The organism is Pseudomonas sp. LPB4.O (assembly GCF_038383825.1).
Taxonomy (GTDB): Bacteria; Pseudomonadota; Gammaproteobacteria; order Pseudomonadales; family Pseudomonadaceae; genus Aquipseudomonas; species Aquipseudomonas putida.
Window position 1 is genome coordinate 1,977,455 of the sequence record NZ_CP151298.1, and the last position, 22,019, is coordinate 1,999,473.

At 61.6% G+C, this 22,019-nt stretch carries 17 protein-coding genes and 4 tRNA genes; 18 read left to right on the plus strand and 3 right to left on the minus strand.

Annotation, left to right across the window (positions count from 1 at the left end; genetic code table 11):
- The first annotated feature begins 3 nt into the window (after window positions 1–3).
- A complete protein-coding gene (locus tag MRBLPB4O_RS08955; protein ID WP_341798138.1) occupies window positions 4–1,692 on the plus strand; it encodes an EAL domain-containing protein in 1,689 nt (562 codons plus the stop codon).
- 48 nt (window positions 1,693–1,740) lie between these two features.
- Here the strand turns inward: MRBLPB4O_RS08955 and MRBLPB4O_RS08960 are convergent, their stop codons facing one another.
- Window positions 1,741–3,489, minus strand: a complete 1,749-nt coding sequence (locus MRBLPB4O_RS08960) for a sigma-54-dependent Fis family transcriptional regulator (protein ID WP_341798139.1) — start codon at window positions 3,487–3,489, stop codon at window positions 1,741–1,743.
- A 222-nt stretch (window positions 3,490–3,711) separates the two neighbouring features.
- Between MRBLPB4O_RS08960 and MRBLPB4O_RS08965 the strand changes: the two genes are divergently transcribed.
- From MRBLPB4O_RS08965 to MRBLPB4O_RS08990, 6 genes are read left to right on the plus strand one after another with little or no spacing between them, the layout of a single operon-like run.
- Window positions 3,712–4,806, plus strand: coding sequence for an ABC transporter ATP-binding protein (locus tag MRBLPB4O_RS08965; RefSeq protein WP_341798140.1), 1,095 nt, complete (start codon window positions 3,712–3,714; stop codon window positions 4,804–4,806).
- Entirely contained in the window at window positions 4,806–5,903 is a 1,098-nt protein-coding gene (locus MRBLPB4O_RS08970; RefSeq protein WP_341798141.1) for an ABC transporter ATP-binding protein, read from the plus strand. Before MRBLPB4O_RS08965 ends, MRBLPB4O_RS08970 begins: the two co-directional genes overlap by 1 nt.
- The gene (locus tag MRBLPB4O_RS08975) at window positions 5,900–6,766 is read left to right on the plus strand and encodes a sugar ABC transporter permease (RefSeq protein WP_341798142.1); all 867 of its coding nucleotides are present in this window, start codon (window positions 5,900–5,902) and stop codon (window positions 6,764–6,766) included. Before MRBLPB4O_RS08970 ends, MRBLPB4O_RS08975 begins: the two co-directional genes overlap by 4 nt.
- Window positions 6,767–6,769: 3 nt before the next feature.
- Complete coding sequence (locus tag MRBLPB4O_RS08980; RefSeq protein ID WP_016500566.1) at window positions 6,770–7,570, plus strand: carbohydrate ABC transporter permease; 801 nt, start codon at window positions 6,770–6,772, stop codon at window positions 7,568–7,570.
- Between the two features lie 12 nt (window positions 7,571–7,582).
- Window positions 7,583–7,855, plus strand: coding sequence for a DUF2160 domain-containing protein (locus MRBLPB4O_RS08985; RefSeq protein ID WP_016500565.1), 273 nt, complete (start codon window positions 7,583–7,585; stop codon window positions 7,853–7,855).
- 39 nt (window positions 7,856–7,894) lie between these two features.
- Window positions 7,895–9,634, plus strand: a complete 1,740-nt coding sequence (locus MRBLPB4O_RS08990) for an ABC transporter substrate-binding protein (RefSeq protein WP_341798143.1) — start codon at window positions 7,895–7,897, stop codon at window positions 9,632–9,634.
- Window positions 9,635–9,805: 171 nt separating this feature from the next.
- On the opposite strand, the gene folD is transcribed toward MRBLPB4O_RS08990, so the two are convergent.
- Window positions 9,806–10,660, minus strand: a complete 855-nt coding sequence (gene folD / locus MRBLPB4O_RS08995) for a bifunctional methylenetetrahydrofolate dehydrogenase/methenyltetrahydrofolate cyclohydrolase FolD (protein ID WP_016500563.1) — start codon at window positions 10,658–10,660, stop codon at window positions 9,806–9,808.
- 270 nt (window positions 10,661–10,930) lie between these two features.
- On the opposite strand from folD, the gene MRBLPB4O_RS09000 reads away from it, so the two are divergent.
- From MRBLPB4O_RS09000 to MRBLPB4O_RS09050, 11 genes are all read left to right on the plus strand, one after another.
- A tRNA-Arg gene (locus MRBLPB4O_RS09000) sits at window positions 10,931–11,007 on the plus strand.
- 42 nt (window positions 11,008–11,049) lie between these two features.
- Window positions 11,050–11,125, plus strand: a tRNA-His gene (locus MRBLPB4O_RS09005).
- Between the two features lie 52 nt (window positions 11,126–11,177).
- Window positions 11,178–11,262, plus strand: a tRNA-Leu gene (locus tag MRBLPB4O_RS09010).
- A 45-nt stretch (window positions 11,263–11,307) separates the two neighbouring features.
- Window positions 11,308–11,383, plus strand: a tRNA-His gene (locus MRBLPB4O_RS09015).
- 471 nt (window positions 11,384–11,854) lie between these two features.
- Window positions 11,855–12,154 carry a DUF6388 family protein gene (locus MRBLPB4O_RS09020; RefSeq protein WP_016500560.1) on the plus strand — a complete coding sequence of 100 codons (300 nt, stop codon included), beginning with the start codon at window positions 11,855–11,857 and terminating at the stop codon, window positions 12,152–12,154.
- Between the two features lie 250 nt (window positions 12,155–12,404).
- A complete protein-coding gene (gene tig, locus MRBLPB4O_RS09025) occupies window positions 12,405–13,718 on the plus strand; it encodes a trigger factor (protein WP_016500559.1) in 1,314 nt (437 codons plus the stop codon).
- Between the two features lie 92 nt (window positions 13,719–13,810).
- Window positions 13,811–14,452, plus strand: coding sequence for an ATP-dependent Clp endopeptidase proteolytic subunit ClpP (gene clpP, locus MRBLPB4O_RS09030; RefSeq protein WP_012271562.1), 642 nt, complete (start codon window positions 13,811–13,813; stop codon window positions 14,450–14,452).
- 108 nt (window positions 14,453–14,560) lie between these two features.
- Window positions 14,561–15,844, plus strand: a complete 1,284-nt coding sequence (gene clpX / locus MRBLPB4O_RS09035; protein ID WP_016485885.1) for an ATP-dependent Clp protease ATP-binding subunit ClpX — start codon at window positions 14,561–14,563, stop codon at window positions 15,842–15,844.
- 163 nt (window positions 15,845–16,007) lie between these two features.
- Window positions 16,008–18,404: an endopeptidase La gene (gene lon / locus MRBLPB4O_RS09040; protein ID WP_049276841.1), complete on the plus strand. Its 2,397-nt coding sequence runs from the start codon at window positions 16,008–16,010 to the stop codon at window positions 18,402–18,404.
- A 152-nt stretch (window positions 18,405–18,556) separates the two neighbouring features.
- Window positions 18,557–18,829 (plus strand): HU family DNA-binding protein, encoded by a 273-nt coding sequence (locus MRBLPB4O_RS09045; RefSeq protein WP_016485887.1) that lies wholly within the window; start codon window positions 18,557–18,559, stop codon window positions 18,827–18,829.
- Window positions 18,830–19,010: 181 nt separating this feature from the next.
- Window positions 19,011–20,882: a SurA N-terminal domain-containing protein gene (locus MRBLPB4O_RS09050; protein WP_049276840.1), complete on the plus strand. Its 1,872-nt coding sequence runs from the start codon at window positions 19,011–19,013 to the stop codon at window positions 20,880–20,882.
- Window positions 20,883–20,971: 89 nt separating this feature from the next.
- Here the strand turns inward: MRBLPB4O_RS09050 and MRBLPB4O_RS09055 are convergent, their stop codons facing one another.
- Complete coding sequence (locus tag MRBLPB4O_RS09055) at window positions 20,972–22,012, minus strand: patatin-like phospholipase family protein (RefSeq protein WP_341798144.1); 1,041 nt, start codon at window positions 22,010–22,012, stop codon at window positions 20,972–20,974.
- Window positions 22,013–22,019: the final 7 nt, after the last annotated feature.

Sequence of the window (22,019 nt, forward strand, 5' to 3'; positions counted from 1 at the left end):
TTCATGGATGATAACTATCGTGCGGCCGTGGACGCGGCCGCGATCTTTTCCGAAACCGACCTGCGTGGGAACATCACGTACGTCAACCAGCAGTTCTGCAGCATCTCGGGCTACAGCCGCGAGGAACTGCTGGGCGCCAACCACCGTATCCTCAACTCCGGCCTGCACGAGCCGGCGTTCTTCGTCGGCATGTGGCAGGCCCTGACCGCCGGGCGGGTGTGGAAGGGCGAAATCTGCAACCGGTCCAGGGACGGTTCGCTGTATTGGGTCGACAGCACCATGGTGCCACTGGTCGACCCGGCGACTGGCCAGGTGCGCAAGTACGTATCGATCCGCTTTGACGTCACGGAGAAGCGCCAGCTGCTGCATACCTTGCAATGGCGGGTGGGCCACGATGTGCTAACTGGTCTGCCCAACCGCGTCTACCTGTCCGAGCTGCTGAACCAGGCCCTGGCCTACTCGCGCCGCGAAGACATCTCGCTGGCGGTGTGCATGCTCGACCTGGATGGCTTCAAGGCGGTCAACGACGGCTACGGGCATGCCGTGGGCGACCTGCTGCTGGTGGAGGTGGCGCAGCGCTTGAAGAGTATCTTGCGCGGTGCTGATGCCGTGGCCCGGTTGTCGGGTGACGAATTCGTGCTGATCCTGCGCAATGTCGATGATGAGCGCCAGCTGCATGCAGCCCTGAGGCGGGTGTTGCGGGCATTGGCGGCGCCCTGTGTGGTACGCGAACACACGCTGTCGCTCAGCGCCAGTATCGGCGTGACCCTGTACCCCCAGGATGACGAAGATGCCGATACGCTGGTACGCCACGCCGACCAGGCCATGTATGTGGCCAAGCAGCGCGGGCGCAACCGCTATCACTTGTTCGACGTATCGCAGGAGCAGGAGCTCAAGGCCACCCACCAGACGGTGGCGCGGGTGCGACGGGCCCTGAACAACCACGAGCTGTGCCTGTATTACCAGCCCAAGGTGAACCTGCGCAGTGGCCAGGTGCTAGGTTTCGAGGGCTTGCTGCGCTGGCAGCGGCCAGGCCGTGGCGTGGTGCCGCCCGGCGATTTTCTGCCCTGGGTTGAGCAGACCGACCTGATCGTCGAAATCGGCGAATGGGTGATCGGCCAGGCCCTGAGCCAGCTGCAGGCCTGGGGGCGCCAGGGGCAGCCTTGGTCATTGAGTGTGAACATCGCTGCACGGCATCTACAGCGCAGTGACTTTACCGAGCGCCTGCAGCAGCTATTGGCAGCGTACCCGCAGGTGGACCCGTCGCGGCTGGACCTGGAAATCGTCGAGTCAGTGGCCATCGACAACCTGCAGCACGTCAGCCGCTGCCTGGACGCCTGTCGTGCGCTGGGCGTGCGCTTTTCGCTGGACGATTTCGGCACCGGTTACTCGTCGTTGAGTTACCTGAAACGCTTGCCGACCCAGACGATCAAGATCGACAAGTCGTTCGTGCGCGACATCCTGCACGACCAGGATGACCTTGCCCTGACCGCCGCAGTGATCGGCCTGGCGCGAGCCTTCGGCCGCGAGGTCGTAGCCGAAGGACTGGAGAGTGTGGAACACGGCAGGGTGTTGATGGGCCTGGGCTGCGAGCTGGCGCAGGGCTATTGCATCGCCAGGCCGATGCCGGCCAATGAAGTGCAAGCTTGGGCACAGACCTACCGCCAGCCGGTGCAGTGGCGCGACCCTTGAGCGGCCATCAGCCGCTCGGTCAAGTGCAGCATTGGTGCAAATATGGCTTCATCCCGCCCGCAAACGCTTGTACAGCGTGGTGCGGCTGATCCCGAGCCGGCGTGCGACCGCCGACAGGTTGCCGTTGGCTTGCTCGACCAGCATCTGCAGGTCCGTCTCTTCGGCCGCCACCAGCACCGCCATCGGCGACTCGGCCAGAAAGCCCGCAGGCAGGTGCTCGACGCCGATAGGCCCGTTGCCCGCCAAGGCCAGCGCAACTTGCAGCACGCTTGCCAGTTCACGCAGGTTGCCTGGCCAAGGGTGTTGATCCAGCAGGTCGATAATGGCCGGGGACAGCCGCGTGGGTTGCCCAGGGTCGCGAAAACGCGCATGCACCTGCTCGATCAACTGGCGCCGGTCACCGCGTTCGCGCAGCGGCGGCAGCACCACGGCCAGGCCGGCGATGCGGTAATACAGGTCCTGGCGAAAGCGCCCTGCGCGCACTTCTTCGGCCAGGTCGCGGTTGCTGGCCGACACCACGCGGATATCCACTGCCACCGGCTCGCCACTGCCCAGCGGCTGGATGCTCCGTGACTGCAGCACACGCAGCAGGCGTGCCTGGGTGGGCAGTGGCATGTCGCCGATTTCATCGAGAAACAGGATGCCGTGGTGGGCTTTGCGGATCAGCCCCGGGTTGCCCTTGTGGTGCGCGCCGGTGAAGGCGCCTTTGTCGTAGCCGAACAGCTCCGACTCCACCAGCTCGGCGGGGATCGCCGCACAGTTGACGGCGACCAGCGGCCGGTTGGCGCGGCTGCTGGCGCGGTGCAGGCTGTCGACGAACACTTCCTTGCCGACGCCGGTTTCACCTTGCACCAACACCGGGATGTCTTTTTCCAGTAACAGGCCGGCCTGTTGCAACGCTTTTTCCAGGCGAGGTTCGCCACTGTCGGCCTCGGGGCGGCGAGCGGTTTTGCGTGGGGGATGCCACTGGCAATGAAAGCGGTTGCGCCCGGTGGCTTGCAGGGCAAATGCCTGTTCTCGGGGATGACTGAGCAGCTGTTGCAGGGGCAACTGGAACAGCTGCTCGATGTTCTGCCGCAGCGGATTACCACCGAGCAGGCTGTCGGCCCGGTGATTGGCGGCCAGCACCTGCCCGCGCTCATCGAACACCAGCAGGCCGGCCCAAGGGCTGTCGAGGTTGTCGGAGGCACTATTGAAGATCAGCTGCGCATGCCGGTCGGCATGCTCGGCGAGGATCAGGCGGTTTTCCAGGCTCTGGCCCATCATGCGCACCAGGCCAAGCGTCTGGCTGGCCGGCAGGTAGCCGTCGCTGGCAACGTCGAGCACTCCGACCAGCTGCCGCGCGGCGTCGAACAGGGGGGCGGCTGCGCTGGACATGTAGCGGTTCTGGCGCAGGAAGTGCTCGTCCTGGCCCACGTGGATCGCTTGGGCGCAAATTAGCGTGGTGCCCAGGGCATTGGTGCCGACGCCACGCTCAAGCCAATGGGCACCGGCGCTGAAACCCTGCTGCTGGTTCGGCTCGATGAAACGCCGCGAGCCCCAGCTATCGAGTATGCAGCCGCTGGCATCGGCCAGCATCACCAGGTAGCTGGCGTTGCCCAGCAGGTGTGTGTATTGCGGCAGTACCTCCTCGCGGGTCAGCCGCAGCAGCGCCTGGCGCTGTTCCAGCAGGGCGCTTAGCTCGGTGCGGGTCAGGCAGTCGAAATCCGGCGCGTGCTGCGGCTGCAGGCCGTGATCGCGGCAGCGGGCCCAGGAAGCCTGGATCAGCTGGGCGTGGGTCGAAGCGGATGCGGCCATGGGCCTGTCCTTCGGGTTGTTGTTATGGGCCGACCGCTGTTCAGTGTTGTCCACGGGTGTTCATTGTCAAACCGGCAAGTGTTCAGTTGTTCAGTGATTGTGTTCAGGTGTGAAGCCGCGATTTGCCAGCGCTGCCACCCAGGCCCCGGACCAGAGCACCGGGGGGGGACTGGCACGGAACTGGCTGTGCATGGCAGACAACAATCACAAGAAGGCCACGCCATGTCCCTGGTGCTGGAGCAGGTCAGCCGCAGCGTCGATAACCAGCCCTGGATCGTCGAGGCTTCGCTGCGTTTCGAGCCCGGTTCGTTCAACGTGCTGCTGGGCCGCACCCTCGCCGGCAAGACCAGCCTGATGCGCCTGATGGCGGGGCTCGACCGCCCGGACAAGGGCCGGGTGCTGATGGATGGCCAGGACGTCACCGGTGTGCCGGTACGCCAGCGCAATGTGTCGATGGTGTATCAGCAATTCATCAATTACCCGACCTTGAGCGTGTTCGAAAACATCGCCTCGCCGCTGCGCCAGGCGCGCATGGCCGAGGACCAGATCCGCCGGAGGGTGCAGGAAACTGCCGAGATGCTGCGCATCGAAACCTACCTGCAGCGCCTGCCGCTGGAACTCTCCGGCGGCCAGCAGCAACGCACGGCGATGGCCCGGGCATTGGTCAAGGATGCCTCGTTGATCCTCTTCGATGAGCCGTTGGTGAACCTCGACTACAAGTTGCGCGAAGGCCTGCGCCAAGAACTGCGCGAACTGTTTGCGGCGCGTCATTGCATTGCCGTGTACGCCACCACCGAGGCCAACGAGGCGCTGGCGCTGGGCGGCACCACCACCCTCGTGCACGAAGGCCGGATCGTGCAGAGCGGGCCCACCACCGAGGTGTATCAGCGCCCGGGCAGTGTGCTGGCTGCCGAGCTGTTTTCCGAGCCGCCGATAAACCTGGTGGCGGGCCGTATCAGTGGCAACGAGGTGAGCCTTGCCCAGGCTGTACACTTTGCCCGCAATGCCGACTTGCAGCCGCTGGCCGAGGGCGACTACCGCTTTGGCGTGCGCCCCAGCCATATCACCCTGGTGCCGGCCCATGACGATGACCTGGAGCTGGCGGTGCTGGTGGAACTGGCAGAGATCAGCGGTTCAGAAACCTTCCTGCATGTGCGCAACGAATACTGGCGCATGGTCCTGCACCTGCCCGGTGTGCACGAGTACCAGGTGGACACGCCGATTCGCGTGTTCATCCCCACGCACAAGCTGTTCGTCTTCGACAGCGCCGGGACGTTGGTGCAGGCCCCGGGGTTGCGCCAGGCAAGGAGAGGGTGATGGCCGAAATCCGCCTGCGCCAACTGGCGCACAGTTACAGCCGCCAGCCCGCCAGCGAGGCCGACTATGCCCTGCACGCACTGGATCATGTGTGGGAGCAGGGCGGTGCCTATGCCTTGCTCGGGCCATCGGGCTGCGGCAAGTCGACCTTGCTCAATATCATTTCCGGGCTGCTGACGCCGTCCCATGGCGAAGTGCTGTTCGACGGCAAACCGGTCAACCAGCTGTCACCACAGGCGCGCAATATCGCTCAGGTGTTTCAGTTCCCGGTGGTGTACGACACCATGACGGTGTTCGACAACCTGGCCTTCCCCTTGCGCAACCAGGGGCTGGATGAAGCCCGGGTGCGTGCCCGGGTGGAAGAAATTGCCGAGGTGCTCGACCTGGCTGGCGTGCTGCGCAAGAAGGCGCGCAACCTCAGTGCCGACGAAAAACAGAAGGTCTCCATGGGGCGCGGCCTGGTGCGCGATGACGTGTCGGCGATCCTGTTCGACGAGCCGCTGACGGTGATCGACCCGCACCTGAAGTGGAAGCTGCGGCGCAAGCTGAAGCAGATCCATGAGCAGTTCAATATCACCATGATCTACGTCACCCACGACCAGTTGGAGGCTTCCACCTTCGCCGACAAGATCGCGGTGATGCACGGCGGGCGCATTGTCCAGTTCGGCACACCGCGCGAGTTGTTCGAGCGGCCGCGGCATACCTTCGTTGGCTACTTCATTGGCAGCCCGGGGATGAACCTGATCGACGTGCGTGCCAAGGCGGACGGGGTGGTGTTCGGCGATGTCCACCTGGCGCTGCCCGATGGCCTGCGCGAGCGCCTGGCGGCGACAGCATGTGGGCGACTGCAGGTGGGCATTCGCCCAGAGTTCGTGCAGCTGTGGGACAGCCCGTTCGATGATGCCCACCCGGCACGGGTGCTGGATGTCGAAGACCTGGGCACCTACCGCATCGTCACCCTCGAACTGGGCGGTGTCGCGCTCAAGGCGCGGCTGGGCGAGGACCGCCCGTTGCCCGTGGAGCAGGCCTGGGTCAGCCTGCCGGCGCAGTGGCTGATGTTGTACGTCGACGATGTGCTGCTGGAGGCCGGGCCATGAGCAACAAGGTGCAGAACAACAAGGCCTGGTGGCTGGTGCTACCGGTGTTTCTGCTGGTGGCGTTCAGCGCAGTGGTACCGATGATGACGGTGGTCAACTACTCGGTGCAGGACATCTTCGATCAGTCCAACCGCTACTTCGTCGGTGCCGACTGGTACCGCCAGGTGCTGCGTGACCCGGCGCTGCACGATGCGCTGCTGCGCCAGTTCATCTACTCCGCCTGTGTGCTGCTGATCGAGATCCCGCTGGGTATCGGCATTGCCCTGACCATGCCGACCAAGGGGCGTATGGCCTCGCTGTGCCTGATCATCATGGCGATCCCGTTGCTGATCCCGTGGAACGTGGTCGGCACCATCTGGCAGATTTTCGGCCGTGCCGACATCGGCCTGCTCGGCGCCACCCTGGCCAAGCTTGGGGTCAGCTACAACTATGCCGGTGACCCGTTCGACGCCTGGCTCACCGTGCTGGTGATGGATGTGTGGCACTGGACCTCGCTGGTGGCATTGCTGTGCTATTCGGGGCTGCGCGCCATCCCCGACGTGTACTACCAGGCTGCACGCATCGACCGTGCCTCGGGCTGGGCGGTGTTCCGCCATATCCAGCTGCCCAAGCTGAAGAACGTGCTGCTGATCGCGGTGATGCTGCGCTTCATGGACAGTTTCATGATCTACACCGAGCCATTCGTGCTGACCGGTGGCGGGCCGGGCAACGCCACGACGTTCCTCAGCCAGACCCTCACGCGCATGGCCGTGGGGCAGTTCGACCTGGGCCCGGCAGCGGCGTTCTCGCTGGTGTACTTCCTGATCATCCTGCTGGTGTCGTGGCTGTTCTACACAGCCATGACCCATGCCGACAAGGACTAGGCCATGAGCACGCGCAAATCGCTGGCCCTGCTGCTGTACTTCTTCTTCCTGCTGGTGCCGATCTACTGGCTGCTGAACATGTCGTTCAAGAGCAATACCGAGATCCTGGGTGGCCTGACGCTGTGGCCGCAGGCGTTCACCCTCGACAACTACCGGGTGATCTTCACCGATGCCAGCTGGTACAGCGGCTACCTCAACTCGCTGTATTACGTGTGCCTGAACACGCTGATTTCGCTGCTGGTGGCGTTGCCGGCGGCGTATGCCTTCTCGCGCTACCGCTTCCTCGGCGACCGCCACCTGTTCTTCTGGCTGCTGACCAACCGCATGGCGCCACCGGCGGTGTTCCTGCTGCCGTTCTTCCAGCTGTACTCGTCGATTGGCCTGTTCGATACCCATATCGCCGTGGCCCTGGCCCACTGCCTGTTCAACGTGCCGCTGGCGGTGTGGATCCTGGAGGGGTTCATGTCGGGGGTGCCCAAGGAAATCGACGAAACGGCCTACATCGACGGCTACAGCTTCCCGCGCTTCTTCGTGAAAATCTTCATTCCGCTGATTGGCTCCGGTATCGGCGTCACGGCGTTTTTCTGCTTCATGTTCTCCTGGGTCGAACTGCTGCTGGCGCGCACCCTGACCTCGGTGAACGCCAAGCCGATTGCTGCGGTAATGACCCGCACCGTGTCGGCATCAGGGATCGACTGGGGTGTGCTGGCGGCGGCGGGGGTACTGACCATCTTGCCCGGCATGCTGGTGATCTGGTTCGTGCGTAACCATGTGGCCAAGGGCTTTGCCCTGGGCCGGGTGTGAGGAGGGCAACGCATGGAGTGGATGGCCTGGACTCTGCCGACGGCGCTGTTCTTCGTCGCCGTTGGCGTGCTGCTGGTGGGCATGACCCTGCTTGAACTGCGCCGCCCCTGCGTAGCGCGACGGGGCTTCTTGCCGCTGGTCACCAGCCGTGGTGACCGCTTGTTCATCGGCCTGCTGGCCAGCGCCTACCTGCACCTGCTGGTGGTCGGCGTCAGCGACTGGCCCTTGTGGGTGGCCTCGCTGCTATCGCTGGCGTGGCTGGTGGTGGTGCTGCGCTGGGGCTGAGCGAGCGGCCCTGTGGGATAACTGAAACGGGAGATCACAATGTTCGATAACAAGCACAACAGGCGACATTTGACCCTTGCCGCGTTGCTGGTACTGGCCAGCGCGCATGGCGCTGTCTGGGCCGACCAGTACGAAGATGCAGCAAAAAAATGGATCGGCAGTGAGTTCAAGCCTTCAACCCTTACCCCTGAACAGCAACTGGCTGAATTGCAGTGGTTCATCAAGGCCGCCGAGCCGTTCCGTGGCATGAAGATCAATGTGGTGTCGGAAACCATCACCACCCATGAATATGAATCCAAGGTGCTGGCCAAGGCCTTCAGCGAGATCACCGGCATACAGCTGACCCACGACCTGCTGCAGGAAGGCGATGTGGTGGAGAAACTGCAGACGCAGATGCAGTCGGACAAGAACATCTACGACGGCTGGGTCAACGACTCCGACCTGATCGGTACGCACTTTCGCTATGGCAAGGTGGAATCGATTACCGACCTGATGGCCAACGAGGGCAAGGCCTACACCTCGCCGACCCTCGACCTGAAGGATTTCATCGGTATTTCCTTCACCACTGCGCCGGATGGCAAGGTCTACCAACTGCCCGACCAGCAGTTCGCCAACCTGTACTGGTTCCGCGCCGACTGGTTCGAGCGGCCGGAGCTTAAGGCTAAATTCAAGGAAAAGTACGGTTATGAGCTGGGCGTGCCGGTGAACTGGTCGGCCTACGAGGACATTGCCAAGTTCTTCACCGAAGACGTCAAAGAAATCGACGGCAAGCGCGTTTACGGGCACATGGACTACGGCAAGAAAGACCCCTCGCTGGGCTGGCGCTTCACCGATGCCTGGTTCTCCATGGCAGGTGGCGGTGACAAGGGCCTGCCCAACGGCTTGCCGGTGGATGAATGGGGCATTCGCGTCGAGGACTGCCACCCGGTGGGTTCCAGCGTGACCCGCGGCGGCGACACCAACGGGCCGGCGGCCGTCTATGCCACGCAAAAGTACGTGGACTGGATGCGTGCCTACGCGCCCAAGGAGGCCCAGGGCATGACCTTCTCCGAAGCCGGCCCGGTACCGGCGCAGGGCAACATTGCCCAGCAGATATTCTGGTACACCGCGTTTACCGCCGACATGACCAAGCCTGGCTTGCCGGTGGTAAATGCCGACGGCACGCCGAAGTGGCGCATGGCGCCCTCACCGAAGGGGCCGTACTGGGAGGAGGGGATGAAACTGGGCTACCAGGACACCGGCTCATGGACGTTCTTCAAGTCCACCCCCGAGAAGCAACGCCTGGCGGCCTGGTTGTATGCCCAGTTCGTCACCTCCAAGACCGTGTCGCTGAAAAAGACCATCGTCGGCCTGACGCCGATTCGCGAGTCGGACATCAACTCCCAGGCCATGACCGACCTTGCGCCCAAGCTGGGCGGGCTGGTGGAGTTCTACCGCAGCCCGGCGCGGGTGCAGTGGACGCCGACCGGCACCAACGTGCCGGATTACCCGCGGCTGGCCCAGCTGTGGTGGAGCCATATCGCCGAAGTGGCCAGTGGCGAGAAGACCCCGCAGGAAGCCCTGGACGGCCTGGCCCGCGACCAGGACCGCATGATGGAACGCTTGCAGCGCTCCAATGCCCAGGCGACCTGTGCACCCAAGATGAACCCGGAGAAAGACGCCCAGTACTGGTTCGACCAGCCGGGCGCACCGAAGCCCAAGCTGGCCAACGAAAAGCCCAAGGGCGAGACAGTCAGCTACACCGAACTGCTGAAGTCGTGGGAGGCGGCGCGCAAGTGATCGGCTGAGCACCGCGTTGGTTTCTTCGCGGGCTCGGCTGCACCGCTCTCAAGGGTTGTGGGGTTCCTGTGGGAGCGGGCAAGCCCGCGAAGAGGCCAGCAAGGCCAATGCATAAATCACAGGCAAAAAAAACGGCACCTGCCAGAGGTGCCGTTTTCGCATCACGCGCTATTACTTATGCAGCTCTTCCGCCGCATACAGCGTGTTTTCCAGCAGGCAGGCCCGGGTCATCGGCCCGACGCCACCCGGCACCGGGGTGATCCAGCCCGCGCGCGGCAGGGCGGTCTCGTAGACCACGTCGCCGACCAGCTTGCCGTCTTCCTGGCGGTTGATACCCACGTCGATGACGATGGCGCCTTCCTTGACCCACTCACCCTTGACCAGGCCCGGCTTGCCGGCAGCCACGACCACCAGGTCGGCACGCCCGACATGGCCGGCCAGGTCCTTGGTGAAGCGGTGGCAGACGGTCACGGTGCAGCCGGCCAGCAGCAGCTCCATGGCCATCGGGCGACCCACGATGTTGGAGGCGCCGACGATCACCGCATCCATGCCATACAGGTCCTGACCAGTGCTTTCCAGCAAGGTCATGATGCCTTTCGGTGTGCAGGGGCGCAGCAGCGGAATGCGCTGGGCCAGGCGGCCTACGTTATACGGGTGGAAGCCGTCCACGTCCTTGTCCGGGCGAATGCGCTCGAGCAGCAGCGAGGCGTCCAGGTGCTCCGGCAGCGGCAGTTGCAGCAGGATGCCGTCTACAGCCGGGTCGTCATTGAGGCGATCGATCAGCTCGGTCAGGGCCTGCTGCGAGGTTTCGCTGGGCAGGTCAAATGCCTGCGAAATGAAACCGACCTCTTCGCAGTCCTTGCGCTTGTGCGAGACATAGACTTGCGAGGCGGGGTCGGTGCCGACCAGGATCACTGCCAGGCCGGGCGTACGCAGGCCTTGCTGGCGACGCTCCACGACACGTTGAGCGATCTGCTTGCGCAGGCTGGCGGCGATCGCCTTGCCATCGATTAGGTGTGCAGTCATAGACGCGTGATTAACCATCGAGAAGGAAACAATAAAGAGCGCGTATTCTCGCACGACACGCGCCAAGGGCAAAGGCGGGTGGTCGGGCAAATCCCCTAACCCCTTAAATAATTTAAATTTTTTTGAAAAAGGTGTTGACGACTTTCGGGGTCGCCTATAAGATTCGCCGCACTTGTCGGGCACAGCCTAGCACTGGTTGGCTAAGTCGGGCAGAATGAGTGGTTTAGCAGTTACCTGTTAATGACTCGTTCGGTTAGGCTTCAAGCTTAAGCGCCCGTAGCTCAGCTGGATAGAGCATCCGCCTTCTAAGCGGATGGTCGCAGGTTCGAGTCCTGCCGGGTGCGCCATTAGGCAGCATGGGCAAGCAAGTAAGGTTGTAATGCAATATGGTGGGCGTAGCTCAGTTGGTAGAGCGCCGGATTGTGATTCCGGTTGTCGTGGGTTCGATTCCCATCGTCCACCCCATATTCTTCAAAGGCGCCTCGATAGCATCTGGCGCCTTTGTTTTAAGCGTTACGCGGACGTGGTGAAATTGGTAGACACACTGGATTTAGGTTCCAGCGGCGCAAGCTGTAAGAGTTCGAGTCTCTTCGTCCGCACCATGCTTCTGTAAAGCTGTACTGCAACACTGCAACACCAGCAATATGGTGGGCGTAGCTCAGTTGGTAGAGCGCTGGATTGTGATTCCAGTTGTCGTGGGTTCGATTCCCATCGTCCACCCCATATTCCAGAAAAGGCGCCTTGATCGTAAGATCGGGCGCCTTTTTGTTTTGGGTTTTGAGTGGTTGTGGTGTGTATGGCTTGGGTGTTTCGGCGCCAGTGAGATCGAGCGCCGCCCGCGCGGCGCTTCGCAGCACAAGGCTGCTCCTACATTTGTTTTGGGCCAGTCAATCCTGCGGCAGACGCACGCGACCGCCTTGCTTGTACGGCGCGATATCGCGTCATGCGCCAAGGTATTCGCGCGCAAATCTCACAGAAATAATTGGCCCGAAACAAATGTAGGAGCAGCCTTGTGCTGCGAAGCGCCGCGCGGGCGGCGCTCGGTCTCACTGGCGCTGAAAATGTCGTGGCGAACGCCCTCCCAGCCAATTCACATCCGCCCCCCTTGCAATCCTCTAGTGGCATCCCAATAAAAGCTGTTAGATTTCAGCCGGTTGAAACACCGGCCTGGTTGGCCGGCAGAGGAACAGCCCAATGATTGCAAAAGAATCCCGTCAGGCCCTGGCGCTACAGCGCTTTGCCGAGGCCAACCCGCAGCTGCTCGAAGAGATTCGTGAGCTGGATGCGCGCGAGCAGGCCCAGCAGATCGAGTGGGCATTCGAGGATGCGGCCGATGAGCAGGGCATTCAGCCCTGGGAGCTGGCGCTGCAATTGATTGCCGAAACCCCGGAGCAGCTGCAGGCCATGCGCCTGGAGACGCACCGCGAGGTGGCCGAGGCGCTGGGGATGGGGTGGGAAGAATATTGCCAGTTCAACGAAATCGATCCTGAATAATAAAGGAAGCGAATTCGCCACTGGCAGTTGTTTGACAAGGTATTTCGGCTGCAGGTCGCCCCGGGCGTCGTGCCGCCCTTATTGAAGCAGGCTCGGCGGTAAGCCGTGCGGGCCTTGAAAGTTAATCGACCGGCGTGGTTTCCCGTCGTCCCGAGTGGGGTGACTTCTGCTGCGCGACTCACTAGAATGCTTGCCCTTGATTCTGGAGTCGGGCTAACGCCGGCTAACGTCTGTGCAACGAGGAATATCCATGCAAGTTTCTGTTGAAAACACTTCCGCTCTCGAGCGCCGCATGACCATCGCCGTTCCGGCCGAGCGCGTCGAGAACGAAGTCAACAAGCGTCTGCAGCAGACTGCCAAGCGCGCCAAGATTGCGGGCTTCCGTCCTGGTAAAGTGCCGATGAACGTGATCCGTCAGCGTTTCGAAGCTGACGCCCGTCAAGAGGCTTTCGGTGACCTGGTCCAGGCTTCCTTCTACGAAGCCATCGTCGAGCAGAAGCTGAACCCGGCTGGCGCCCCTGCTGTAGAGCCAAAGTCCTTCGAAAAAGGCAAGGACCTGGAATTCGTCGCCATCTTCGAAGTGTTCCCTGAGTTCACCGTTGCCGGCCTCGAGTCGATCAACGTCGAGCGCCTGAGCGCCGAAGTGGCTGACGCCGATCTGGACAACATGCTGGAAGTGCTGCGCAAGCAGAACACCCGTTTCGAGGCTGTCGAGCGCGCCGCGCAGAACGACGACCAGGTCAACATCGACTTCGTCGGCAAGGTTGACGGTGAAGTGTTCGCCGGTGGTTCGGCCAAGGGTACCCCGCTGGTGCTGGGCTCCGGCCGCATGATCCCGGGCTTCGAAGAAGGCCTGGTTGGCGCCAAGGCTGGCGAAGAGCGCGTTGTCAACGTGACCTTCCCAGAGGACTACCAGAACCTGGACCTGGCTGGCAAAGCTGCCGAGTTCACCATCACCGTCAACAGCGTTGCCGCCCCTGTGCTGCCAGAGCTGAACGAAGAGTTCTTCGCCCAGTTCGGTATCAAAGAGTCGACCCTGGAAGGCTTCCGCACCGAAGTTCGCAAGAACATGGAGCGTGAACTGCGCCAGGCGATCAAGACCAAGGTGAAAAACCAGGTCATGGACGGTCTGCTGGCCGCCAACCCGATCGAAGTGCCAAAGGCCCTGCTGGAAAACGAAGTCAACCGTCTGCGCGTGCAGGCTGTTCAGCAGTTCGGTGGCAACATCAAGCCTGAGCAACTGCCTGCCGAGCTGTTCACCGAGCAAGCCAAGCGCCGCGTAGTGCTGGGCCTGATCGTGGCCGAAGTGGTCAAGCAGTTCGAACTGAAGCCGGACGACGCCAAGGTTCGCGAGATGATCGAAGAAATGGCTTCGGCTTACCAGGAGCCTGAGCAGGTCATCGCCTGGTACTACAAGAACGACCAGCAAATGAACGAAGTGCGTTCGGTTGTGCTGGAAGAACAAGTTGTAGATACTGTTCTGCAGAAAGCGACTGTGACCGACAAGTCGGTCTCGTACGAAGAAGCCGTAAAACCAGCCGAGGCACCAGCCGAAGCCGAGTAATACGTTTTCTCTCGTAGGAAACCCCCACAAGCCAGCCTTCGCGCTGGCTTGTGCGTATTCAAGCCATGACTATTTGGGAGTGAGCGCAGGACATGTCCCGCAATTCTTATATTCAGCAGAGCTCTGACATCCAGGCCGCAGGCGGCCTGGTCCCGATGGTTATCGAGCAGTCCGCCCGTGGCGAACGCGCCTATGACATCTACTCGCGTCTGTTGAAGGAGCGAGTGATCTTCCTGGTAGGTCCTGTAGAAGACTACATGGCCAACCTGGTAGTGGCGCAGATGCTGTTCCTTGAGGCGGAAAACCCGGACAAGGATATCCATCTTTACATCAACTCCCCAGGCGGTTCGGTGACTGCTGGCATGTCGATCTACGACACCATGCAGTTCATCAAGCCGGACGTCTCGACCATCTGCATCGGCCAGGCCTGCAGCATGGGTGCGTTCCTGTTGACCGCCGGTGCCAAGGGCAAGCGTCACTGCCTGCCTAACTCGCGGGTGATGATTCACCAGCCATTGGGCGGCTTCCAGGGCCAGGCTACCGACATCCAGATTCACGCCCAGGAAATCCTCAGCATCAAGGCGCGTCTCAACGAGCTGCTGGCCTACCACACCGGCCAGGACCTCGAGACCATCCAGCGTGATACTGAGCGTGACAACTTCATGAGCGCCTCGCGCGCGGCCGAGTACGGCCTGATCGACTCGGTCTACGACAAGCGGCAACTGGCCTCCTGAACCGGGGTGTCAGAGCAGGTAGGCGCGGAAAGCGCCTACCTGCGGACTTGAAAAAGCCCGCAATTGCCTTCATCTTGTGTTGCAAGCCTACCGGATTGGATCGATCGAATGACTGACACCCGTAACGGCGAGGACAGCGGCAAATTGCTCTATTGCTCCTTCTGCGGCAAAAGCCAGCACGAAGTGCGCAAATTGATTGCCGGGCCCTCGGTATTTATCTGCGACGAGTGCGTCGACCTGTGCAACGACATCATCCGTGAGGAGGTGCAGGAAGCCCAGGCCGAGAGCAGCGCGCACAAATTGCCTTCGCCGAAAGAAATCAGCGGCATCCTGGACCAGTACGTCATTGGTCAGGAGCGCGCGAAGAAGGTGCTGGCCGTAGCGGTATACAACCACTACAAGCGCCTGAACCAGCGTGACAAGAAGGGCGACGAAGTCGAACTGGGCAAGAGCAACATCCTGCTCATCGGGCCGACCGGCTCGGGCAAGACCCTGCTCGCCGAAACCCTGGCACGCCTGTTGAACGTACCGTTCACCATTGCTGACGCCACCACCCTGACCGAGGCCGGTTATGTGGGTGAGGACGTCGAAAACATTATTCAGAAGCTGTTGCAGAAGTGCGACTACGACGTGGAAAAGGCCCAGATGGGCATTGTCTACATCGACGAAATCGACAAGATTTCGCGCAAGTCGGACAACCCGTCCATTACCCGTGACGTTTCGGGTGAGGGCGTGCAGCAGGCGCTGCTTAAACTGATCGAGGGCACTGTGGCCTCGGTACCGCCGCAAGGTGGGCGTAAGCACCCGCAACAGGAGTTCCTGCAGGTCGATACCCGCAACATCCTGTTCATTTGCGGTGGCGCGTTCTCGGGCCTGGAAAAAGTCATCCAGGGCCGTTCCACCAAGGGTGGCATCGGTTTTGGCGCAGAAGTGCGCAGCAAGGAAGAAGGCAAGAAGGTTGGCGAGTCCCTGCGTGAGGTCGAGCCGGATGATCTGGTCAAGTTTGGCCTGATTCCGGAATTCGTCGGCCGTCTGCCGGTGCTGGCTACCCTCGACGAGCTGGACGAGGCTGCGTTGATGCAGATCCTCACCGAGCCGAAGAACGCGCTGACCAAGCAGTATGCCAAGCTGTTCGAGATGGAAAGCGTCGACCTCGAGTTCCGCAGCGATGCACTCAAGGCCGTTGCACGCAAGGCCCTGGAGCGCAAGACTGGCGCCCGTGGCCTGCGTTCGATCCTTGAAGGTGTGCTGCTCGACACCATGTACGAGATCCCTTCGAAGAAGGATGTCAGCAAGGTGGTGATCGACGAGAGCGTCATCGAAGGCACTTCGCAGCCGCTGATGATCTACGAGAACAGCGAGCCGCAAGCCAAGGCCGCGCCAGACGCCTGATTCAGGCAATGGCCGGTGACGGTTGCAAGCAAGAAGGGGGCCTACGGGCCCCTTTCTGCTTTTCCTGCGCTAGCGCTTGTAATTTCCCAAGCGTGCCCCCACATTAGGTCCAAGCATCATTTCCACCGGTTTCCGGCCATAAGGCCGCTGTAGAGGCGAAATCATGAAGACCACCCTCGACTTGCCTCTTTTGCCATTGCGCGATGTCGTTGTTTACCCGCACATGGTTATCCCGCTGTTCGTGGGGCGCGAAAAATCCATCGAAGCCCTCGAGGCAGCGATGACGGGCGAAAAGCAGATCCTGCTGCTGGCCCAGAAAAACCCGGCCGACGACGATCCGGGCGAGGACGCCCTGTACCGTGTCGGCACCGTCGCCACTGTGCTGCAGCTGCTGAAACTGCCTGATGGCACCGTCAAGGTGCTGGTCGAGGGCGAGCAGCGTGGCGCGGTCGAGCGTTTCACCGAAGTAGAAGGGCACATCCGTGCCGAAGTCTCCCTGATCGACGAAACCGACGCCGCCGAGCGCGAGTCGGAAGTGTTCGTGCGCACGTTGCTGTCGCAATTCGAGCAGTATGTGCAGTTGGGCAAGAAAGTCCCTGCTGAAGTGCTGTCTTCGCTGAACAGCATCGAAGAGCCAGGGCGTCTGGTCGATACCATGGCGGCCCACATGGCCCTGAAGATCGAGCAGAAGCAGGAAATTCTCGAAATTGTCGACCTGACCACCCGTGTCGAGCACGTGCTGGCGCTGCTGGATGCTGAAATCGACCTGCTGCAGGTTGAAAAGCGCATTCGTGGTCGGGTCAAGAAGCAGATGGAGCGCAGCCAGCGCGAGTACTACCTGAATGAGCAGATGAAGGCCATTCAGAAAGAGCTCGGTGATGGTGACGAAGGCCACAACGAAGTCGAAGAGCTGAAAAAGCGCATCGAAGCCGCTGGCCTGCCCAAGGATGCCCTGGCCAAGGCCCAGGCCGAGCTGAACAAGCTCAAGCAGATGTCGCCGATGTCGGCCGAGGCCACGGTGGTGCGTTCGTACCTCGACTGGCTCGTGCAGGTGCCGTGGAAGGCCCAGAGCAAGGTGCGTCTGGACCTGACCAAGGCCGAGGAAATTCTCGATGCCGACCACTATGGCCTGGAAGAGGTCAAGGAACGCATCCTCGAGTACCTTGCCGTGCAGAAGCGCGTCAAGAAAATCCGCGGCCCGGTGCTCTGCCTGGTCGGCCCACCTGGCGTGGGCAAGACCTCGCTCGCCGAGTCGATCGCTGCTGCCACAAACCGCAAGTTCGTGCGCATGGCCCTGGGTGGCGTGCGTGACGAGGCCGAGATCCGTGGCCACCGCCGTACCTATATCGGCTCCATGCCTGGCCGCCTGATCCAGAAGATGACCAAGGTGGGTGTGCGCAACCCGCTGTTCCTGCTCGATGAAATCGACAAGATGGGCAGCGACATGCGTGGCGACCCGGCTTCGGCACTGCTGGAAGTGCTCGACCCGGAGCAGAACCACAACTTCAACGACCACTACCTGGAAGTCGACTACGACCTCTCGGACGTGATGTTCCTGTGCACCTCGAACTCGATGAATATCCCGCCGGCGCTGCTCGACCGGATGGAAGTCATCCGCCTTCCGGGCTACACCGAGGACGAGAAGATCAACATCGCGGTCAAGTACCTGGTGCCCAAGCAGGTCAAGGCCAACGGCTTGAAGAAGGAAGAGCTTGAGGTCGATGTTTCGGCGATCCGCGACATCATCCGCTACTACACCCGCGAAGCCGGTGTGCGGGGCCTGGAGCGGCAAATTGCCAAGGTCTGCCGCAAGGTGGTCAAGGAACATACCGGGCAGAAGCAGGTCAAGGTCAAGGTGGCCAGCGAGCAGCTGGAGCACCTGCTGGGCGTGCGCAAGTTCCGTTACGGCCTGGCCGAGCAGCAGGACCAGATCGGCCAAGTCACCGGCCTGGCCTGGACCCAGGTGGGTGGCGAACTGCTGACCATCGAAGCCGTGGTCATCCCCGGCAAGGGCCAGTTGATCAAGACCGGCTCGCTGGGCGATGTGATGGTCGAGTCGATCACCGCCGCACAGACCGTGGTACGCAGCCGCGCCCGTAGCCTGGGGATTGCCGCCGACTTCCACGAGAAGCGCGACGTACACATCCACATGCCGGAAGGCGCCACGCCGAAGGACGGCCCAAGCGCGGGCGTGGGCATGTGCACCGCGCTGGTGTCGGCCCTGACGCAGATTCCGGTACGTGCCGACGTGGCCATGACCGGCGAAATCACCCTGCGTGGCCAGGTGCTGGCCATTGGCGGGTTGAAGGAAAAACTGCTGGCGGCACACCGTGGCGGCATCAAGACGGTGATCATTCCAGAGGAGAATGTTCGCGATCTGAAGGAGATTCCGGAAAATATCAAACAGGATCTTCAGATCAAACCGGTCAAATGGATTGACGAAGTCCTGCAAATTGCGCTGCAATACGCCCCGGAGCCCTTGCCAGATGTGGCTCCTGAGATTGTCGCGAAAGATGAAAAGCGCGACGGCGATGCTAAGGAAAGAATCAGCACGCATTAGTAGTTTTTGGCTGGGGGGCTTTCCTTGACAGTTTTTTCGGGCCCTTGCTATAAAGCGGCACGCTATTGTCATCAAGCCACCCAGCGCACGTTTCATAAGCTTTTCATTACATACTTAGAAACAAACTCAATAGAGAAATAAGGGGACTTAGAGTGAACAAGTCGGAACTGATTGACGCTATCGCTGCATCGGCTGACATTTCCAAAGCTACCGCAGGTAAGGCTCTGGACGCTGTGATCGACTCCGTAACCGGTGCCCTGAAAGCAGGCGACGACGTCGTTCTGGTTGGCTTCGGTACCTTCTCGGTAAAGGACCGCGCCGAGCGTACTGGCCGTAACCCGCAAACCGGTAAGGCGATCAAGATCGAAGCCGCCAAGGTTCCAGGTTTCAAGGCTGGCAAAGGCCTGAAAGACGCCGTCAACTAAGTCGTCTTTCAGCCGGACCTGGCTTTGCCGGGGCCGAGCACGCTGAAGGCGGGGCGCAAACGTTCCCGCCTGACACGTTTGCTAAGAAAAGGCGCATCCTCGGATGCGCCTTTCTTTTATCAGGATTCTACCCACGCTCCGCGGTTGTCGACGCAGTGGTACAGCCGTTTCTGGGGGACGCATGCTGCAAAATATCAGGGACAATTCACAAGGTTGGATTGCCAAGACCATCATCGGCCTTATCGTCGTCTTGATGGCGTTGACCGGTTTCGAAGCTATTTTCCAGGCCGCCACCCATAGCCAGGACGCCGCCAAGGTGAACGGCCAGACCATCAGCCAGAACGAGCTGGCCCAGGCGGCCGACATGCAGCGCCGTCAGTTGATGCAACAGTTGGGCAAGGATTTCGACCCAGCGCTGCTGGAAGACAAATTGCTGCGTGAAGAGGCGCTCAAGGGCCTGATCAGCCGCAAATTGCTGCTGCAAGGCGCCGAAGATGCCAAGTTTGCCTTCTCCGAGGCTGCGCTGGATCAGGTGATCCTGCAAACGCCGGAGTTCCAGGTGGATGGCAAGTTCAGTGCTGACCGTTTCGACCAGGTCATCCGCCAGATGGGCTACGGCCGCATGCAGTTCCGCGAGATGCTCGCCGAGGAAATGCTCATCGGCCAGCTGCGCACCGGCCTGGCGGGTAGCAGCTTTGTCACCGACCAGCAGGTCGATGCCTTCGCTCGCCTGGAGAAGCAGACCCGCGATTTCGCCTCCCTGACCTTCAAGGCCGACCCGGCCGCGGTCAAGGTCAGCGACGAAGAGGTCAAGGCGCATTACGAGCAGCACGCCAAGGAGTTCATGTCGCCTGACCAGGTGGTGATCGACTACATCGAGCTGAAGAAGTCGGTGTTCTTCGACCAGGTCAAAGTGACCGACGAAGAGCTCAAGGCCCAGTACGAGAAGGAAATCGCCAACCTCGCCGAGCAGCGCCATGCCGCGCACATCCTCATCGAGGTCAACGACAAGGTCACCGACGCCCAGGCCAAGGCTCGTGCCGAAGAGATCGAGCAGCGCCTGGCCAAGGGTGAGGACTTTGCCGCGCTGGCCAAGGAGTTCTCCCAGGACCCGGGTTCGGCCAACAGCGGTGGTGACCTCGGCTTTGCCGGCCCGGGTGTGTACGACCCGGCGTTCGAGGATGCGCTGTACAAGCTGCAGGACGGCCAGGTCTCGACGCCAGTGCGCACCGAGTTTGGCTACCACCTGATCAAGCTGCTGGGTGTGCAGGCACCTGAAGTGCCGAGCTTCGCCAGCTTGAAGGACAAGCTGACCCGCGACCTGAAGACCCCGCTGGTCGAGCAGCGTTACGTCGATGCCAGCAAGCAGCTGCAGGATGCTGCCTACGAGGCTTCCGACCTGGCCCAGCCGGCTCAGGACCTGAACCTCAAGGTGCAGACCTCTGCAGCCTTCGGTCGCGAGGGTGGTGAAGGTATTACCGCCAACCGTTCGGTGGTGCAGGCTGCGTTCTCCGAAGAAGTGCTGGAGGAGGCTGCCAACAGCACCGCCATCGAGCTCGACCCGGAGACCACCGTGGTATTGCGCGTCAAGGAGCACCGCAAGCCGGAGCAACTGCCGCTGGAAGCGGTGGCCAGCAACATCCGCGAACACCTGGCCAAAGAGAAGGCGACTGCCGAGCTCAAGGCCAAGGCGGACAAGCTGATCGCCGGCCTGCGTGACGGTTCCATCGCAGCTGACAGCGTGCACGAAGGGCAAGGCTGGAAGGCCTATGAAGCAGTTACCCGTGGCGAGGACGGTATTGACCCGGCCGAACTGCAGGCGCTGTTCCGCCTGGGCAAGCCGCAAGCCAAGGGCAAGCCGGTGTATGGCAGCGTAGTGCTGCGTGACGGTAGCCTGGTGGTGCTGCAGCTCAAGGGCGTCAACGAAGGCGCTACCGCCACCGACGAAGAGAAGCAGCAGATCCGCCGCTACCTCGCGTCGCGTGCTGGCCAGCAGGACTTCGCGGCCTACCGCAAGCAGCTGGAAGCCAATGCGGATATCACCCGTTACTAAGGTGATCGCTGCATGAAGAAACAGGCCGCCTCGTGCGGCCTGTTTCGTTTCTGTCGCTAGTGCCGGCCTCTTCGCGGTTGCTACGACGCTTAGCGTTTCACCCCTTCATAGTTATCCAGCGTATCCCGCGCAATCTCCCGTCCCAACGCAATCAGCTCGGGCGCTTTGTAGAACTCGAAGAACCGGCAGACCCGCTTGGGCACGTTGATCAGCACATCCGGTGGATACCCGGCGATCTTGTATTGCGCCAGTGAGGTCTGCATGACCTCGAAGCTCTGGTTGATCAAGTCCAGCAGCGAAGCAGGCCCCACGTTGTCGATGATGAACGAGCCAGTCGCCGACTTTGGCGCGCCCTGGCGTTCCGGTGCCGCCGCCGGTTGCTGGCCTTCCGGGTCGGCGGCATCTGCCAGCCACGGGTTGGGCGGCGCCAGGCCCTCGGCGACTATTTCCTGTTCGATGCGCATCAACTCTTCCGCCGGCTTGCGCCGGAATGGCAAGCGAGAGCCCAATGAGCTCAGCAAGGAGTCAAAGCGCATCTTGAACGCCGCGGGGCGCTCGATCACCGGCAACTGGTACTGCTTCTGGTTGGTGGCGTTGAGGTTGACGGCGATGATCAGGTCGCAGTGGCTGGACACCACAGGCACAATCGGCAGCGGGTTGAGGATGCCCCCGTCGACCAGCATACGGTTGCCCTGCATCACAGGGGTAAACAGGCTGGGGATGGCCGCCGAGGCGCGCATGGCCTGGTGCAGGCAGCCTTCCTGAAACCAGATTTCCTGCTGGTTGGTAAGGTCGGTCGCAACCGCTGTATAAGGGATGCGCAATTGCTCGATGTTGATCTCGCCGACGATCTTGCGGATTTGCCCGAACACCTTGTCGCCGCGAATGGCGCCGAGGCGAAAGCTTACGTCGACCAGGCGCAGTACATCCAGATAGTCGAGGCTCTCGATCCAGTTGCGATAGTCGCTCAGTTTGCCGGCAGCATAGATGCCGCCAACCACTGCACCCATGGAGCAGCCGGCAACGCAGGCAATGTCGTAGCCGCGCCGCTCGATTTCCTCGATCACACCGATGTGTGCATACCCCCGGGCTCCGCCCGAGCCCAGTACCAGTGCCACGCGTTTGCTCATGAATAAT